Genomic DNA, 15,573 nt, shown 5'->3' with positions numbered 1-15,573 from the left:
GCTCCACTGTCACAAGTACCAAGCCGGGGCAGTGCATTGACTTGCTCCTCGGGCTGAAGCCCGGGGATTCTGGCCTTCTCGTCCGTTGCTGTGCCGCTACGTGGCACGGGGTTCGGGTGAGGATCCGTGGCTTCCTGTTTCGTCGCGCTGTGCCGGGACGAGTCCTGGTCTTACCTGCGCTCCACAGGCTGTAACCGCCAGTCCGGCGGCCGTTTTGACGTTCTTCGCGGCGTTGTGGTCGCGGTCATGGACCGCACCGCAGGCGGCACAGGTCCAGGTCCGGATATGCAAGGGCTTGGGGCCGTCCTTGGTCCCGCACTGCGAGCAGATCTGGCTGGTCGGCTCGAATCGGCCGATCTTCACCAGGGTCCGCCCGTACCGGGCCGCTTTGTACTCCAGCATATGCACGAACTGTGCCCAGCCGGCGTCATGCACACTCTTGGCCAGTCTTGTGCGTGCGAGTGCTTTGACCGCCAGGTCTTCCACGCCGATCGCTTGGTTGTCGCGGATCAGCTTCGTGGAGAGCTGGTGGTGGAACTCCCGTCGGGCGTCCGTGACTTGTGCGTGGGCGCGGGCGACCTTCAGGCGGGCCTTCTCGCGGTTCTTGGATCCTTTCTGTTTGCGGGACAGCTCCCGCTGGGCCTTCTTCAGCTTCTTCTCGGCGCGGCGCAGAAACCTCGGGGAGTCGATTGTCGTGCCGTCGGAGAGGACGGCGAAGTGCGTCAGCCCGAGGTCGATGCCGACCGTCTGGTCGGTGTCGGGCATGCGGGTGGCGTCGGCCGCCGGGTCGGTGTCGATGACGAAGGAGGCGAAGTACCGCCCGGCCGCGTCCTTGATCACGGTGACCGAGGAGGGCGGTGCGGGCAGGGTGCGTGACCACTTCACCTTCACCGCGCCGACCTTGGGAAGGTTCAGCCTCCCGGAGGCAGTGACCGACCAGCGGGCGTTGGCGGTGAAACGGATCGACTGCCGGGCGTCCTTGCGGGACTTGAATCGGGGCGCACCGCTCTTCGCGCCCTTCCGCTCGCCTTTGAGGGAGGCGAAGTAGTTCTTGTAGGCCGTCTCGGCATCACGCAGGGACTGCTGGAGCACGACGGCGGAGACCTCGCCCAGCCACGACCGTGCGTCGGTCTGTTTCGCCTCGGTGATCAGCTTCCTGGACAGTGCGCCGGCCGCCGGGAATGCCCCGCCCGCACGGCGGGCGTCCTCTCTGGCACGCACCGCGTCATTGAATACGACGCGGGCGCACCCGAACGCCTTGGCCAGTGCGGTGCGTTGGCCGGAGTCCGGGTACAGCCTGAAGGCGTACCGAAGCTGCATGACGGCCACGATACATACTTGGGTTATGGGCGAGATGCAGACGATCAGAACTGGCCGGCACTGTGTTTTCGTGATGCATGTGCACTTGGTCTTCGTGACCAAGTTCCGGCACAAGGTGTTCACGGATGCTCACCTGAGACGCATGGAGGAGATCATGCGGTCGGTGTGCGCGGACTTCGAGTGCGAGCTGGTGGAGTTCAACGGCGAGGACAGCCACGTCCACCTCCTGGTGAACTTCCCGCCCAAGGTCGCCGTCACCAAGCTCGTCAACTCCCTCAAGGGTGTCTCCTCCCGCCGTCTGCGCCAGGAATTCCCCGACCTGGTACGCCACTACTGGCGGGCCAACAAGCTCTGGTCCGGTTCCTACTTCGCCGGCACCGTCGGCGGCGCCCCGCTCTCCGTCGTCAGGCAGTACATCGAGCAACAGAACCGGCCCGCGTGAGCATCGCCCGGCTCCGCCGGGACCGGCCATCGCGGCGCTCCGCGCCACGGATGGTGAACAGGCGATGTCCAGCTCCGCCGACCAAGATTCTGCGACGCTCCGCGTCGCCACGACAAGATTCGCTTCACCACCGGGCTGAAGCCCGATGCACTGCGAATGAATCTGGTAGCGCCCCTGTCGACGGGCCAAAGAAGGTGTGTCTGCGGAGCGGAGTCTTGCCATCCCGCCAAGAACCGCTCGCTCCAAGGGGCCGCGCCCGTGTAGGCCGGTCCGGCCGGCCCGAGGGCGACCGGATACAGTGCGCGGGACGGCAGCCTGGTTTGTGAGGGAAGCGTGACCGACACCAGCGACACCCGACCCGCCGACAGTGAAGCGCAAGCGCCACCGCAGAGCCGGCTGCACCGCCTGATGCGCTACCTCCCGCTGATCGCCCCTGTCCTGCTGTGGGCCGTGCCCTGCTGGGTGCTTCTGCACACCGGCCAGCGCTGGCCGCTGCCCGTCACGCTGGTCGGCACCGCCCTGTTCGTCCTCGGCCTCGCCGGTATGCCGCTCGCGATGATGCGCGGACACGGCCGGCGCCAGCAGGACCGGGCGGCGGTCGTCGGTGACACCCTGCTGGGCATCAGCTGGGTCCTGTTCACCTGGTCCATTCTGCTCGGCGTATTGCTACGGCTCGCCCTGACCGTGGCCGGCGTCGGCGAGAGCCAGGAACGGGCCCGAATCGTCACTTGGGCCGTCCTCGGCACAACCGCCGTACTACTCGCCTGGGGGTACGCCGAGGCCCGCCGCGTGCCACGCGTGCGCCGACTCGACGTGCAACTCCCACGGCTGGGTGCCGGGTTGGACGGCATCCGCGTCGTCCTCATCACCGACACCCACTACGGCCCACTCGATCGCACCCGCTGGTCGGCACGGGTGTGCGAGACGGTGAACACTCTGGAAGCCGACCTGGTCTGCCACACCGGCGACATCGCGGACGGCACGGCCGAACGCCGCCGCGCCCAGGCCGCCCCACTCGGAACCGTGCGGGCCACCCAGGCCCGTGTCTACGTCACCGGCAACCACGAGTACTACAGCGAAGCCCAGGGCTGGGTCGACCTGATGGACGAGCTGGGCTGGGAGCCGCTGCGCAACCGCCACCTGCTGCTCGAACGCGGCGGCGACACCCTCGTGGTCGCCGGCGTGGATGACGTCACCGCGGAGTCCTCCGGACTGGCCGGGCACCGCGCCCACCTCGCCGGAGCCCTGGACGGCGCCAACCCCGACATACCCGTCCTGCTCTTGGCACACCAGCCCAAGTTCATCGACCGGGCGGCAGCCGACGGCATCGACCTCCAACTCTCCGGCCACACCCACGGCGGCCAGATCTGGCCCTTCCACCACCTGGTCCGCATCGACCAGCCCGCCCTCGCCGGCCTCAGCCACCACGCCCCCCGCACCCTCCTCTACACCAGCCGCGGCACCGGCTTCTGGGGCCCGCCATTCCGCATCTTCGCCCCCAGCGAGATCACCCTGCTCGTACTCCGCTCCCCACAGCGGCCCCCCACGCCGTAGCGCTGGGCGGGCCGGCACATTCGCTGGGAGCAGTCCACGCTCCGAGGGATGCTGCGTCGATAGATGACAGGCCGGTCTGGCTGAAGACAAGATCCGGGCGGTTACGGGTCAGGCACGGCTCCGGCTCCGGCTCCGGCTCCGGCGAAAGACTGCGCCGTCTCCGTGGCCGGGCCGACCGGAAGCACCGGCCTGAACACCTTCGTCCAGTACCACCACGCTGCCATCGACGCGGCCACCGGCACCCAACTCACCAGCTCCTGTCCAGCATCGGACTGGGTCTGCTACCCACTCCACATTCGGGGAAGGGCCGCCCCTGACGGCTCCCTCTACCCGGGCACCGAAACCGAAGTGTTCCGCACGTCCAAACACTGACCAGGACACTTCAGCGCGATGCAAGGGGCACCCGCAGAGCGAGGAATCTGCCCGTCGCGCTTGAGCGCGGCGCTACGACGGGACAGCGGCTCCAGGGACGGGATCGCCGTTCTCCGGCTCCGCGGGCGGCTCGGCGAGCTGCTCGCGCGCATAGTTCCACACCACCGCGATCAGGGCCGTGACCGGGACCGCGAGGAGGCTGCCGACGATGCCCGCCAGGTTGCCGCCCAGTGTTACTGCCAGGAGGATCACCGCCGCGTGCAGGCCGAGCCCACGGCTCTGGATCATGGGCTGGAACACGTTCCCCTCGAGTTGCTGCACGACCACGATGATGGCGAGCACGATCAGCGCGTCGGACAGCCCATTGGATACCAGGGCAATGAGAACCGCCACGAGGCCGGCGAACAGTGCGCCCACGATCGGCACGAACGCGGTGACGAACGTCAGCACCGCCAGCGGCAGCACCAGCGGCACCCCCAGGATCCACAGGCCGATCCCGATCAACACGGCGTCGAGCAGGCCGACGGCAGCCTGGGATCGGACGAACGAGCCCAGGGTGTCCCAACTGCGTGCGGCGACTGTGGGGACGTCGATGGCAAGCCGACCAGGCAGCTGGCGGGCGAGCCACGGCAGGAACCGCGGCCCGTCTTTGAGGAAGAAGAACATCAAAAAGAGGGCCAGCACAGCGGTGATCACGCCGTTGACGACACTGCTCACCCCCGTGACCAGGGCGGTGACGGCGCTGCCGAGACCGTCCTGGGCGCGGTCGACCGCGCTGTCGAAGGCCTTGTCGATCTGAGCGTCCCCGATGTTCAGCGGCGGACCCGCGGCCCACTCCCGCAGCCGCTGGACACCCTCGATCACGCCGTCGGTCAGCTCGCCGGACTGGGACGCCACCGGAACCGCGATCAGCGCCACGACGCCTGCGGCAACGAGGAGGAACATGATGGTCACCAATGCCGCGGCCAGGGCCGGACGCCACCCTCTCGAGCGGAGGAAACGCGTCGGAGGCCAGGTCAGCGTGGTGAGGAGCAGACCGACAATGAGCGGCCAGACCACCGACCACATCCGGTCGAGCAGCCAGAGGGCCACCGCGAGCGTCACGAGGACCAACAGCAACTCGGCGCAGACACGTGCCGATATGCGCAACGCGGCGCGGGATTTCGCGGAACTCACCGTGGCAGGCATGAAGGTCACCCTATGGGGAGCCCCGTTGCCCCCTGCCGTCGCGGTCGGCCACGGATGTCCATGCCCATCAAACACGGTCCGCCGGATTCCGCATCTGCCGGTCCAGGGCGCCCTGGGAGGCAGCCGGTTGCGAGCGCTTGACTTCTCCGTCAGGGTCGCGTGTCGGCATACACGTCTATGTGCAGAGCCGCGTACGGATGAACATGCAGAGCGAGGAGACCTGCGAAGTGCAAGCGTCGTCGTTCGAGATGATGGGTCGGTGTCCCTTCGCTATTTCAACCAGACCGGCTGGACCGCGATCTTCAATGGGACCGACACGGAGATCGGCCGCATGGTGCGTGTAGAGGGCTGGGACCAGGCGACCGGAACGGCCCTGGTCGTCGATCCCAGGCGTGGCGCCCTGCGTGCGGTGACGGACTACGAGGACTTCTCCCACTTGGAGCGAGCTGACCAGGTTGTGGCCGCGGTGCCTGGCGGAGGGTGGCGGGTGCACTGGAAGGACGAGAGCCCAGGGGGAACGCCGCAGACGGAACAGGTACTGGCCTGGCTCATCACGCCGCAGGGCCGGGCGACGGCCATCACAGTCGATGCCCAGGGGCATGTCGAGGATGCTGAAGGCGCCGACGCCTTCATCCCACCGGGCGAGAACCCGGTGTCCTGATCGCAGCCGGTCAGGCCACGTCGTTCTCTCGCTCGATGGCCTTGAGGCGGTTCTTCAGCCGGTAGCTGGGGCCGTTGATATGCCGAGTTCCTAGGCGATCCGGGGCCGGGCTTCCTGGACGTAGAGCCTGGTCCGCTGGTAGTTGCCGGTGAACCCGTACTCCTGGGCGAGCCGCCCGTAGATCACAGCGGCCTTCATCAGGACCTCCGCCCACAGCATCGAGTCGACCAGCGGCGCGAACTCGTGGATCACCCTGGCCCGGGACCGGCCGTTCGGCGACCGGCGCGGCGGCGAGGCGGGTCCGTCGCCTGACAGGTACTTGCTGACCGTCCGCCAGTTCAGGCCCGTCTCCCTTGGCGACCTCGGTCAGGCTCATGGCTCCGGACTCGACCAGGCCACGAAAACGCCGTAGTTCCAGCCAGCGCTGCGGATCCAGGACCGCGGCCACCCATCTCTGCCACCTCGACCCGCGACGCGGATGTTCAGCGCACCAGCCAGCCGTGCCCCGGGACGGCCCGCCAGCGTCAGCGCGATCGAGGTGAGCACCGTGCGAAGCAGCGGGTGTAACGGGCGTGCGGGCTGGTGAGTCCGGGAACTTGCTCGGTGAACGTCGCTGCTGAACAACGGGAGTTGAGGCACTTGAAGCGCCGTACCACCAGCAACGACGGCATCACAAGATCGTCGACAGAGCCCTTCACTGATGAGCCAAGCAGCCGTCCGCTTGAGGAGACAGGCGGACAAGCCAGCGCTGAGGGTAACTACGAAGGAGATGAGAGGGCTCATGGGCATGCGCTCCAGTGAGGGGTGACAATGCCTGGGCCAAAACCAGCGGCGAAGCGAAGTAGAACCTGTCGTCGGGTACTGAACTTGATTGGGTGATGTCGGGGATGTTTGCCTGACGCCGGCTTGTCGGCTGCGGTAGCTGTGGGGCTGTGAGGTACGCGCAGGGCGGCGGGCTGACCGACGCCGAGAGGGCCGCGCGGGAGCGGATCCGGCTGCTGGCCGTGGAACGCTTCGAGGGCGGGGAGAAGAACCGGGAGATCGCTGCCGCGCTGCGGGTGAGCGAGCGGTCGGTGGAGCGGTGGCGCCGGGCTTGGCTCGAGCGAGGCGAGGCCGGGATCCTGTCGAAGGGATCGCCCGGACGCCCCAGGCTCAGCTCGGTTCAGATTGCGAGACTGGAGCGGGAGTTGGAGCGTGGACCGCTCGTCCACGGCTGGGCCGATCAGCGGTGGACGCTGGCGTGAGTCAAGACGCTGATCGGTCGACTGTTCCACGTTTCGTACACGGTGGAAGGCACGTGGCGGCTGCTGAAGCGGCACGGCTGGTCGTGGCAGCAGCCCACCCGCCGGGCGATCGAGCGCGACGATGCGGCGGTTGAGCTGTGGAAGAAGGAGGTCTGGCCACGGGTAAGAGGTGTGCGGCGGCGTGTAACGGCTGGAGCGTCTTCTAGGATAAGGTCGGCCAGTCGATGACGCCGCCGCGCTCTCGAACCTGGGGGCGGATCGGCCGAACCCCGGTCGTCCGGGTTCGCGGCCGGGGCTCCGGACGGGTGTCGATGGCGGGTATGACCTGCTACAAGCCGGGCGAGCGGTCCCGGCTGATCTACGCCATCCGCGAGTACCGAGGGCGCAAGGGCGAGCCGAAGGGCTTCGGCTGGCGGGACCTCCGCGACCTCTTGGTGCGTGCCCGCATCCAGCTCGGCGGACCGATCGTGCTGGTCTGGGACAACGTCCGCCTCCACCTGACCGTCGGGATGCGGGAGTTCATCGCCGCGAATGCCGCCTGGCTCACCGTGTTCCAACTCCCCACCTACGCGCCGGACCTGAACCCGCAGGAGGGCATCTGGTCGCTGGTCAAACGCGACATCGGCAACCTCGCCGCAGCCGACCTGGGCCAGACCACCAGGGCCGTGAAGCGCAGGCTCAAGCAGATCCAGTACCGCCCGGATTTCGTCGACAGCTGCCTTGCGGGCACCGGCCTCATCACGGACGACTGACCGGCGCTGCAGATTCGTCAGTCGGCGTAGTACCGGTCGCAGGCGGCGGAGCGCTCCTCCACTGAGAAGCCCTCGAATTCACCGTCTGCCTCGAGCTCGCGCAGTCGATCCAATGCCGCCGTCGCAGAAGGTGCACGGTTGGCCGAGAGGTGGGCCTTCGTCGCGTCGAGCCCGTGCCCAAGCAGGAATTCGATGTCGATCGAGCACGCTGCGTCGAAGCTGGCTTGCTTCGCACTCCAGATCAGGAGTACGTCGTCGAGGTCGCCGCTGTTGAACAGCTGGAAGCAGCAGAGCCTCATCAGCTCAGTGTCGCCCGCGCCCTGGGCGCGTCGCTCACGCACCGTGTGCTCTCTGAGGAGTGCACGGATCTCGTCGAGGTCCGCACCGACGGGGCGAAGTCCGTAGCGGCGCCAGCTTTCCTTGACATCCATCGCTGGTCTCCTTGATCGTCCGGCCCGGCCCGTGGCCTATCGGCCCCACCCATCGCCGTTCGGTCGGACGACGGCCCCTCTGCCGGTCACAGTATGCACACCGAGGGCCAGCCCATGTGGGTCGGCGGTCACCGGCGCAGGAGACCGATGATCCAAAGCCACCCGACATCACCCAATCAAGTTGAGTAGCCGGGTCTCCACCCGTGTAATGCGTACGGATCACCCCCGCGTCGGCGGGGAACACGCCAACGACCTTGGGAGCGATTGAGTGTCACAACTTGCCTAACCCGTACGGACCTTCGCCTGTAACGGCCAAGGCCCGCCTGCCATGATCGTCATCATGGGCATACACATCGCACCGGCCGCGGTGGCCGACTTCCACAAGGTCCTGAATGATCACCCCCGTTATTGGGGCGAACGCGACCTTCGGTCGCTGCACCTTCTGGCCATGGTGCAGGAGTTCGGTTCCACCTGCTTGGTTGCCCGAGCCGAGGACGGAATCCATGGATACATCTTCGGGTTCGTAACCCCCAACGGCACCGGGTACGTGCACCTGATCGCCACGCGGGACGACGCCCGTGGCACCGGTCTCGGGCGTCGTCTGTATACGGCGTTCGCAGAAGCAGCGGAGCGTCACGGTGCACGGCAGTTGAAGGCGATCACGTCCATCGAGAACACCGGCTCAATCGCGTTCCATCGCAGGCTCGGCTTCGACACGAAGATCGCCGACGACTACAACGGCCCCGGCCAAGCCATGGCCGTCTTCCACCGAGAACTGCCGCTCAACGTCTCGCGGCCATAACTCACCAGCCGTCAAGCGAATCACCCCCGCGTCGGCTGGGAGCACAGGTACCGGGCGACCGTGTCCGGGGAAGGCGCCGGATCACGCACGCTCGGCGTGAGCAACCTCGTGGTAGCCCACCTGACTGCGTGCCAGCGGATCCCCCCGTCGGCGGGGAGCACGCCTCCTTGGCCTCCGCCTTGTTCTTCGCCGGATCACCCCCGCGCCGGCAGGGAGGACTTGCCGCAGATCCATCCGAACCAGGTGCGGCAGCGGTTCACCGCCGCGTCGGCTGGGAGCACTACGAGGTTCATCCCAGCATCGGCGGGGGGGGTCCACAGGTTCTCAGTCAGGGATCTGGAGGAATGCTGGCTGCACCGCACCCGGAGAATGTGGGTGTCGGGATGGGTTTCCTCGTAGCGGTCCAAGAACTTCTGGTGGCGGCCGGCCTCGAAGTCCCGGCAGGCCTCGTCGTCTTCGTCCAGGCCGCCGGCCAGGGCGAGCTTCGCGCCCTCCAACAATGCCTCGCGCTTGGTTGCATATACCCACACATCCAGCCGCCCGCCGCCGCTGTACCCGCAGTGCGCCAGCGTCCACACCGCCGGGTCCCGTGTGGTTTCCGAACTCCCGTCCGCCCGATGACGGCGCGAGGAGACCTGCTGCTTGATGAAGCCGGAGTAGTCGCCCAACAGCGGCACTGTATGGCTCCCCGCCCCGCAGCGGGTGGTACCGCAGGAAACCCACGAAAGCGGTAATCGGTCGCCCTCTTTGGGGCGCGGAGCCTGCTGGCCTACCGGCCACAGGGCGAACCGTCGGCTTTGTGTTCTGCGAGGCTCGGGGCGCCGGTGACGTCCAGGAGTGGTTCAGGTGGTCTGGGGCCAGGTGTGCAGCAGGGCGGCGATCTGCTTGGCTGTGCAGTCCGGAGCGCGCAGCAGATCGCGGAGGGCGAGGGCGTCTTCGCGGGTGGGCTTGACCGGGATACCGGAGGCCTCCAGGTACATCACGCCGGTCGCGGCGGCGACGGCCATGTTGGAGTGCTCCAGCCAGCGGCAGCGGCCGAGGATGTGCACCAGGGCGGCGGCGCGGGCGTAGGGGCCGTCGTAGACAGGTGTTTCCAGGAGTTCGGCTCGGTGGCAGGCGACCGCCGCTACCGGCACGCCGTAGTCGTCGGGAGCCGGATCCCCGGCACCGGCGAGTTCCGCGACCTGCAGGATCCAGGGGACGTCGATGTGCAGGTCCATTACGCGGCATGCGCTCCGGTGGCCTGGTGGTCCGCGTGCTCCGCTTCGTCGAACAGCGCCTGATGCTCATCGAGGAACCGGCGGGCGGCGTCCAGACCCCGCTGCCTGAGCCCTTCGGTGTCTTCGCGCACCAGGGCGGCGATGTAGTCGCCGAGGCTCACTCCCCGGTCCGCGGCACGCGCTTCGGCCAGCGCTTTGATCTCACTGTCCACGCGTGCACCCAGCTGTGTCTTAGCCATACCCCAAACGGTAACAGCTGTTACCAGTGCCGTACAGCCTTCCGCGTGGACAGACGCCAGGCCACTCGCGGGCTCGCGGTAGGTCGTGCAGCACTCACCGGCCGCCATGATCGCCGTGTCCCAGCGGGACACCCCAGGAGCCGAAGCAGCGGGCCGCCGACCTGGCCGGGTGATCCCGGAACCTCCCCGCGGACCTGAGGTGCATCGGGGGAGCCCTTCGCGTTTTGGAACATCCCCGCCGACGCGGGGAGCACCTCTGCCAGGAGAGCGCTGGCCTCGGTACCCGGGATCATGCCCGCGAGCGTGGGGAGCAGGTTCTTCCCGCTGTATAACAACAAGAACGAGGGACCATCCCCGCGGGCGCGAGGAGCATGCGGCTGACCCAGCCGACCGAGGACGCCTTGCGGGCAACCAACTCTCCGCAGTACAGCGAGAAGTTCCCGCCCTCAGCCGTGATCCGCTTCTGGAGGAGTTCCTCCGCCGGCTCCAGGGGCACCCGGTCAGCGACGACGGGCGCAAGAGCGCGATCCGGCATCTGTGCCGGGCCCTGACCGTCTACCTTTGATCGTGGCCAGTGCGCCGCCCTTCAGGGCGGTGGTGAAGGCCGTCTCAGCACTGCTCTGACCCGCGCCGGGTGCATGGGTCCGCAGTGTTCAGCTCAGCTCACGGGGCGTTTCTGCCGCTCGATGTACTGCTGTACGACGGTCAGGGGCGCCCGGCTACAGCTTCCGGCGAAGTACGAGCCGGACCAGAGGTGTCCGCCCCACAGGTACCGGCGCACGTGGGCGTCGTACTCCTTGCGGAGCAGGCGGGCGGAGACGCCCTTGAGGGAGTTGTCGAGCTTGGAGAGTTGGACGTTCGGGGGGTAGTGCACGAGCAGGTGGACGTGGTCCTGTTCGCCGTTGAACTGCTTGAGGTCAGCCTCGAAGTCCGCGCACACCTCCCGCATGATCTCTTCGCAGCGCGTCAGCATCTCGTCCGTGAACGCCTTGCGCCGGTACTTGGTGACGAACACCAAATGCACGTGCAGGTGGTAGACGACGTGGTGGCCGGTTCTGACATCGGGATTCGGATTCCAGCGTGGTGACATAAACCAACTGAGTAGAGTGATCACTATGAGTGAACTCGGCCTGGTGAAGCGGCAGTTCGGGCACCGCGCCCGACTGGCACTGAGCCCTGCCGAGATCCGCGTCATCAATGACCAGGCGCACGCGGCCCGCACCATGTGGAACTGCCTGCATTCCTGGTGGCAGATGATGCCCAGGGACAAGCGCACCCTGGCAGGCGCGGACGCTGCGATACGGCAGGCCCGCAAGGATCTCGATTACCTCGCCGACCTTCCCGCCCAGGCCGCACAGGCCGTCTTGAAGACGTACCACCGGGCGTGGGTGAACTGCTGGGAGGGACGGGCCGACGAGCCCCGCTACAAGGGCCGCTTCCGTACTCCGATGTCCGTGGACATTCCGCAGGGCCGGGACCTGAACATCGTCCGCGTCCACCGCCGGTGGGGCATGGTCAACATTCCCAAGGTCGGCCGGGTCCGCTTCCGCTGGACCAAAGACCTCCCGGTCGGCAAGCGCGCGAACAAGGAGAACCGGATCACCGGCGCCCGCCTGGTCAAAGACGCGCTCGGCTGGCACATCGCCTTCCGCGTCCAGACCCTCGAACGCTCCCCCGAGCCGCACCAGGGGCCAGAGGTCGGCATCGACGCCGGGGTCAACATCCCCCTCGCCCTCTCGAACAAGGACCACCAGGACCACGGGCGCCCTGCGCGCCTGCCAGGCGGTGACTGCGACCGTGACAAGTGGCTCACCCCGAAGGAGAAGGCCAAGCTCCTCAAGCTGGAGCGGCAGGCCGCGCACCGCAAGACATTCCGCAAACGCGGGGAGAAGGCCTCCAAGCGTTTGCAGCACACCTACGACCAGATCAAGCAGCTCCGAGCAAAAGCCACGCGACGAGCCCTTAACCGGCAGCACCAGACGACCACCTACCTCGCCCAGACGTACGGCGTGCTGGTGGTCGAACAGCTCAACATCCTCGGCATGACCAAAGCCCCCAAGCCGAAGCCCGACCCCGACAGCGCGGGAGCATTCCTGCCCAACGGGGCCGCCGCGAAGGCCGGCCTGAACCGCTCCATCGCCCAGGAGGCGTGGGGGCGGACCGTGACGATGCTGACGTACAAGACCGCCCGCTACGGCGGCCGGCTCGTCAAGGTCCCCGCCCCGCATACCTCCCAGCGATGCTCCGCCTGCGGATTCACCGTCCCCGGCAGCCGAGAGAATCAAGAACTGTTCGTATGCAAGAACCCTGACTGCGGCTGGACGGCGAACGCCGACTGGAACGCAGCCCGCAACATCTTGCACCTGTACCGGATCGGCCACGTCATCGTGGAGGTCCCGGCCGCCGGAAGGCGCGGTCGCAGGGCGGGTAAAACCGTCAAACCCACCGCAGCAATGTAGGCGGAAATCCCCTTCCTGAGCTTACGAAGGGAGGGGAGAACTTCAAGGGATCGCGCCCTGGCCGACCTCACCCCGGCCGCGCTGGTGCACTACGGCAAAGTCCATCCCGGATGCGGGATCCCTGGCTTCGGGCCGTTGCTGCGCGACATGGGCGTCCTGCCGGCCTGGGTCCCGCAGACCTTGCAGGACCCCAGTATCCGTGGCCGCCAGTCCGTCGACGACCTGGTCGACCACCACCAGGTACGCAACCGCGATATCCGCGATCTGCTGGTCGACTACATCCGCCGGCGCGCTATCGAGGTCGACTACGGCCCCCCCAGACCCTACCGAGGGGACCGGAGCAGTCGGCGTCCAGCGGTCAGGTCGGGAGGCTCAGTGCCTGGTCTCCATTCTGGCAAAGAGTTGAGCGCACTCGCTGGCGAAGGAGCAGAGCTGGTCCACGACCTGCCGGTACTCCTGCGGATCCCGCAACAGGTTCGGCGTGGCATCGGTCCACTGCTGCCACAGGCCACCGGCGGCAAGGTAGGGGGATGCTCGCTCGGTCCCAAGGACGGCATCGAGGTGAAGCAGTGTGCTGAGAGCAACGATCTGGTCGTAGACGAGGTCGGGTTGAGGCAAGCAGCGATCAAGGTATCTGCAGACTAGATCGGCGTCCGCGCTGGTGCCGAAGGTGGCAAGCGTGATGCAGTAGGCCCCGCCGCCGGGGCCTCCGCTGGCCAGCAGGAGTTCGCCGATGCGGCTGCGGAACTCGGTCCTGCCGGCTACAGCAACCAGCCAGGAGGCAGTCCTACGCTCTCGCCAACCGCCTTCGAAAAGGATGCCGAGTTCAACGGGAGTGATCTCCCCGGCAGCCTGGACCAGCTCCCTCACGAACAGGTCGCGCTCAGGCCCGCTCAACCGCAGCGAGCTTCCACCCAGCCGCATGTACCGGCGGCCGGGCGTGACGAATCGTCGGACCAGGTCCCTGAGCTCGGGGTCGGTGTTGGGATAGCGCATGGCTGCATCTTTGCCCGGCGAGGACCCAGCTGCCAGCGGTTTAGCCAGAGCCCCGAGTAGCGATAGCTAGTTCAGAGAAGCTTGCATCCGCTGCCCGATGCTGTCGATCAGCCCCAAGATGCTGCGGTCACGTGCTCTGGAGTGGTGTATTGACGGCCACTCGGTGATCTCGTTTTGAGGCTATGCGGTCCTACCTTCGTCGTGGGTTGGACGGGCCGTCAACCGGTGTGGGTGGGTTGGCAGTCTGGACCTCGCCCCGTGAAGGCAGCGCGACAGGACCGCAGGACAAACGTTTGTACGTGCAGGCTTTAGCATGTCGCCCGTCGGGCTGTGTCCTGGCAGCTGTGTCTACGGGGGAGATAGTCGATGTTCGGAATCATCAGGCCATGCCGTCATCGCCTGGGCGAGGGCATGCGCACCGAGTGGATGGCGCATATGTGCGGGCTGTGCCTGGCGTTGCGCGGCGAGTACGGGCAGTTCGCCCGGGTGGCCACCAATTACGACGGCCTGATCGTCTCGGTGCTGACCGAGGCGCAGTCGGAGCGCAGCGGCGACTGGCGGCGAGGCGCCGGTCCGTGTCCGCTGCGCGGGATGCGGTCGGCGGACGTGGCGCAGGGTGAGGGCGCCCGGCTGGCGGCGACGGTGTCGCTGGTGCTGGCTGCGGCGAAAATGCGTGACCATGTGGCCGACGGCGACGGCCTGTTGGGCCGCCGCCCGGTGACGCTGGCGGCGCGGAGGATTGCCCACGGCTGGGAGCGTGCCGGTGCCGCGGGCGGCGAACGGCTCGGCTTCGACACCGCGGTGCTGCTCCGCGCGGTCGAACGGCAGTCGGAGATCGAGCGGCTGACCGGCCCGGGCGACTCGCTTCTGACGGTCACGCAACCGACGGAGACGGCAACCGCCGCCGCCTTCGCGCACACTGCGGTCCTCGCCGGCCGCCCGACTAACGCCGAGCCGCTCGCGGAGGCCGGCCACTTGTTCGGCCGGCTGGCGCATCTGCTCGACGCGGTGGAGGATCTGGACGCGGACGCGGCGGTCGGCGCGTGGAACCCGATCACCGTGACCGGCGCCGACCGCACCGAGGTGCGTCGGCTGTGCGACGACGCAGTCCATGGGATCCGACTCGCCTTGTCCGACGCCGAATTCGTCGACGGGCGGCTGGCACGGGCGCTGCTGGGCGGCGAGCTGGAGCGCGCCGTCGACCGCGTCTTCGATCCCCGGCATCGTCACCACCAGCACCGCCACCAGGCACGGGGCCCGCGTCTGCTTGACTGGCCGGGACGCCGTCCGGCGGTGCAAACCCTCCCGGGGACCGGCACGGGCACGGGCTGCGGCGTCGCGGCGCTCACCGGCACGGCCGCGGAAGCCCCCTCGATGGCGTCGGGCCGGCCCTCTGAGGAGCAGTGCCGACGGTGCGGCCAGTGGCGCGAGTTGTGCCGCGATTGCAGGTTGTGCTTCAACTGCTGCACCTGCACCGAAGACGCCGGCCCGGATGACGCAGAGCCCTGGCAGCTCGGCGACGGCAATCGCAGCGGCACTTTTCGCCGGGACGGTTCCGGCCGGGACGGTTCCGGGGGCGACGGCTGGTCCGGCGGACCGAGCGGCGGCAACTCCGGTGGCTCCGGCGGTTCGGGCGGGGGCGGCCGGGGGTCCGGTGGTTCCGGTGGTGATCCGGGCGACGGCTGCTGCAGTGGCGGGGGCTGCTGCAACCCATGCAAGTGCTGCTGCGACTGCTGCGACTGAACTACGGATGAGCCGGCTGGACCGCGGCCCCGGTGGGGGAACCGGGTGCGGAGGCGCGGTCCAGGACAACGCGGGCAACGGACTCAACCTCGCGGCAGTGCAGCGGGGGTTGTTCAGCTTGTGCGCTGGGCAGTGAGTTGTTCGCGGTAG

At 67.8% G+C, this 15,573-nt stretch carries 15 protein-coding genes and 1 pseudogene; 7 read left to right on the top strand and 9 right to left on the bottom strand.

The genetic code is table 11. From position 1 onward, the window contains the following. Nucleotides 1-96 precede the first annotated feature (96 nt). A complete protein-coding gene (locus OHT76_RS42845) occupies nucleotides 97-1,320 on the bottom strand; it encodes an RNA-guided endonuclease InsQ/TnpB family protein (protein ID WP_328876279.1) in 1,224 nt (407 codons plus the stop codon). Between the two features lie 25 nt (nucleotides 1,321-1,345). On the opposite strand from OHT76_RS42845, the gene tnpA (OHT76_RS42840) reads away from it, so the two are divergent. Both tnpA (OHT76_RS42840) and OHT76_RS42835 read left to right on the top strand, forming a co-directional pair. Continuing rightward, entirely contained in the window at nucleotides 1,346-1,762 is a 417-nt protein-coding gene (gene tnpA, locus OHT76_RS42840; protein ID WP_328876278.1) for an IS200/IS605 family transposase, read from the top strand. A gap of 333 nt (nucleotides 1,763-2,095) precedes the next feature. Beyond that, entirely contained in the window at nucleotides 2,096-3,316 is a 1,221-nt protein-coding gene (locus tag OHT76_RS42835) for a metallophosphoesterase (protein WP_328876277.1), read from the top strand. Nucleotides 3,317-3,760: 444 nt separating this feature from the next. On the opposite strand, the gene OHT76_RS42830 is transcribed toward OHT76_RS42835, so the two are convergent. Beyond that, entirely contained in the window at nucleotides 3,761-4,876 is a 1,116-nt protein-coding gene (locus OHT76_RS42830; protein WP_328876276.1) for an AI-2E family transporter, read from the bottom strand. A gap of 259 nt (nucleotides 4,877-5,135) precedes the next feature. Here OHT76_RS42830 and OHT76_RS42825 point away from each other — a divergent pair, with 259 nt between their 5' ends. Beyond that, nucleotides 5,136-5,537 carry a hypothetical protein gene (locus tag OHT76_RS42825; RefSeq protein WP_328876275.1) on the top strand — a complete coding sequence of 134 codons (402 nt, stop codon included), beginning with the start codon at nucleotides 5,136-5,138 and terminating at the stop codon, nucleotides 5,535-5,537. A gap of 90 nt (nucleotides 5,538-5,627) precedes the next feature. On the opposite strand, the gene OHT76_RS44270 is transcribed toward OHT76_RS42825, so the two are convergent. Then, nucleotides 5,628-5,789 (bottom strand): hypothetical protein, encoded by a 162-nt coding sequence (locus tag OHT76_RS44270; protein WP_443049959.1) that lies wholly within the window; start codon nucleotides 5,787-5,789, stop codon nucleotides 5,628-5,630. A 680-nt stretch (nucleotides 5,790-6,469) separates the two neighbouring features. Between OHT76_RS44270 and OHT76_RS44265 the strand changes: the two are divergent. Then, nucleotides 6,470-7,533, top strand: a pseudogene (locus tag OHT76_RS44265) (IS630 family transposase). A gap of 17 nt (nucleotides 7,534-7,550) precedes the next feature. Here the strand turns inward: OHT76_RS44265 and OHT76_RS42805 are convergent. Then, complete coding sequence (locus OHT76_RS42805; RefSeq protein WP_328876273.1) at nucleotides 7,551-7,964, bottom strand: hypothetical protein; 414 nt, start codon at nucleotides 7,962-7,964, stop codon at nucleotides 7,551-7,553. Nucleotides 7,965-8,292: 328 nt separating this feature from the next. Here OHT76_RS42805 and OHT76_RS42800 point away from each other — a divergent pair, with 328 nt between their 5' ends. Then, nucleotides 8,293-8,766, top strand: coding sequence for a GNAT family N-acetyltransferase (locus OHT76_RS42800; RefSeq protein ID WP_328876272.1), 474 nt, complete (start codon nucleotides 8,293-8,295; stop codon nucleotides 8,764-8,766). Between the two features lie 194 nt (nucleotides 8,767-8,960). Here OHT76_RS42800 and OHT76_RS42795 read toward each other — a convergent pair whose 3' ends face one another. The 4 genes from OHT76_RS42795 to tnpA (OHT76_RS42780) all read right to left on the bottom strand — a co-directional run bounded on the left by OHT76_RS42795 (nucleotide 8,961) and on the right by tnpA (OHT76_RS42780) (nucleotide 11,315). Beyond that, entirely contained in the window at nucleotides 8,961-9,434 is a 474-nt protein-coding gene (locus tag OHT76_RS42795) for a hypothetical protein (protein WP_328876271.1), read from the bottom strand. Nucleotides 9,435-9,608: 174 nt separating this feature from the next. Next, nucleotides 9,609-9,986, bottom strand: a complete 378-nt coding sequence (locus tag OHT76_RS42790; protein WP_328876270.1) for a fic family toxin-antitoxin system, toxin component — start codon at nucleotides 9,984-9,986, stop codon at nucleotides 9,609-9,611. Continuing rightward, nucleotides 9,986-10,225, bottom strand: a complete 240-nt coding sequence (locus tag OHT76_RS42785) for a hypothetical protein (protein WP_328876269.1) — start codon at nucleotides 10,223-10,225, stop codon at nucleotides 9,986-9,988. The genes OHT76_RS42790 and OHT76_RS42785 overlap by 1 nt, the downstream gene beginning before the upstream one ends. A gap of 658 nt (nucleotides 10,226-10,883) precedes the next feature. After that, nucleotides 10,884-11,315, bottom strand: a complete 432-nt coding sequence (tnpA, locus tag OHT76_RS42780) for an IS200/IS605 family transposase (protein ID WP_328876268.1) — start codon at nucleotides 11,313-11,315, stop codon at nucleotides 10,884-10,886. Between the two features lie 25 nt (nucleotides 11,316-11,340). On the opposite strand from tnpA (OHT76_RS42780), the gene OHT76_RS42775 reads away from it, so the two are divergent. Continuing rightward, nucleotides 11,341-12,684, top strand: coding sequence for an RNA-guided endonuclease InsQ/TnpB family protein (locus tag OHT76_RS42775; protein WP_328876267.1), 1,344 nt, complete (start codon nucleotides 11,341-11,343; stop codon nucleotides 12,682-12,684). A gap of 372 nt (nucleotides 12,685-13,056) precedes the next feature. Here OHT76_RS42775 and OHT76_RS42770 read toward each other — a convergent pair whose 3' ends face one another. Next, nucleotides 13,057-13,680 (bottom strand): DUF6000 family protein, encoded by a 624-nt coding sequence (locus tag OHT76_RS42770; RefSeq protein WP_328876266.1) that lies wholly within the window; start codon nucleotides 13,678-13,680, stop codon nucleotides 13,057-13,059. A 366-nt stretch (nucleotides 13,681-14,046) separates the two neighbouring features. On the opposite strand from OHT76_RS42770, the gene OHT76_RS42765 reads away from it, so the two are divergent. Next, nucleotides 14,047-15,423, top strand: coding sequence for a DUF5685 family protein (locus OHT76_RS42765; RefSeq protein WP_328876265.1), 1,377 nt, complete (start codon nucleotides 14,047-14,049; stop codon nucleotides 15,421-15,423). Nucleotides 15,424-15,573 lie beyond the last annotated feature (150 nt).

It is taken from the genome of Streptomyces sp. NBC_00287, assembly GCF_036173105.1.
Classification (GTDB): domain Bacteria; phylum Actinomycetota; class Actinomycetes; order Streptomycetales; family Streptomycetaceae; genus Streptomyces.
Note: the sequence above shows the minus strand (reverse complement) of the source record. Positions and strands in the feature narration are given on the sequence as shown.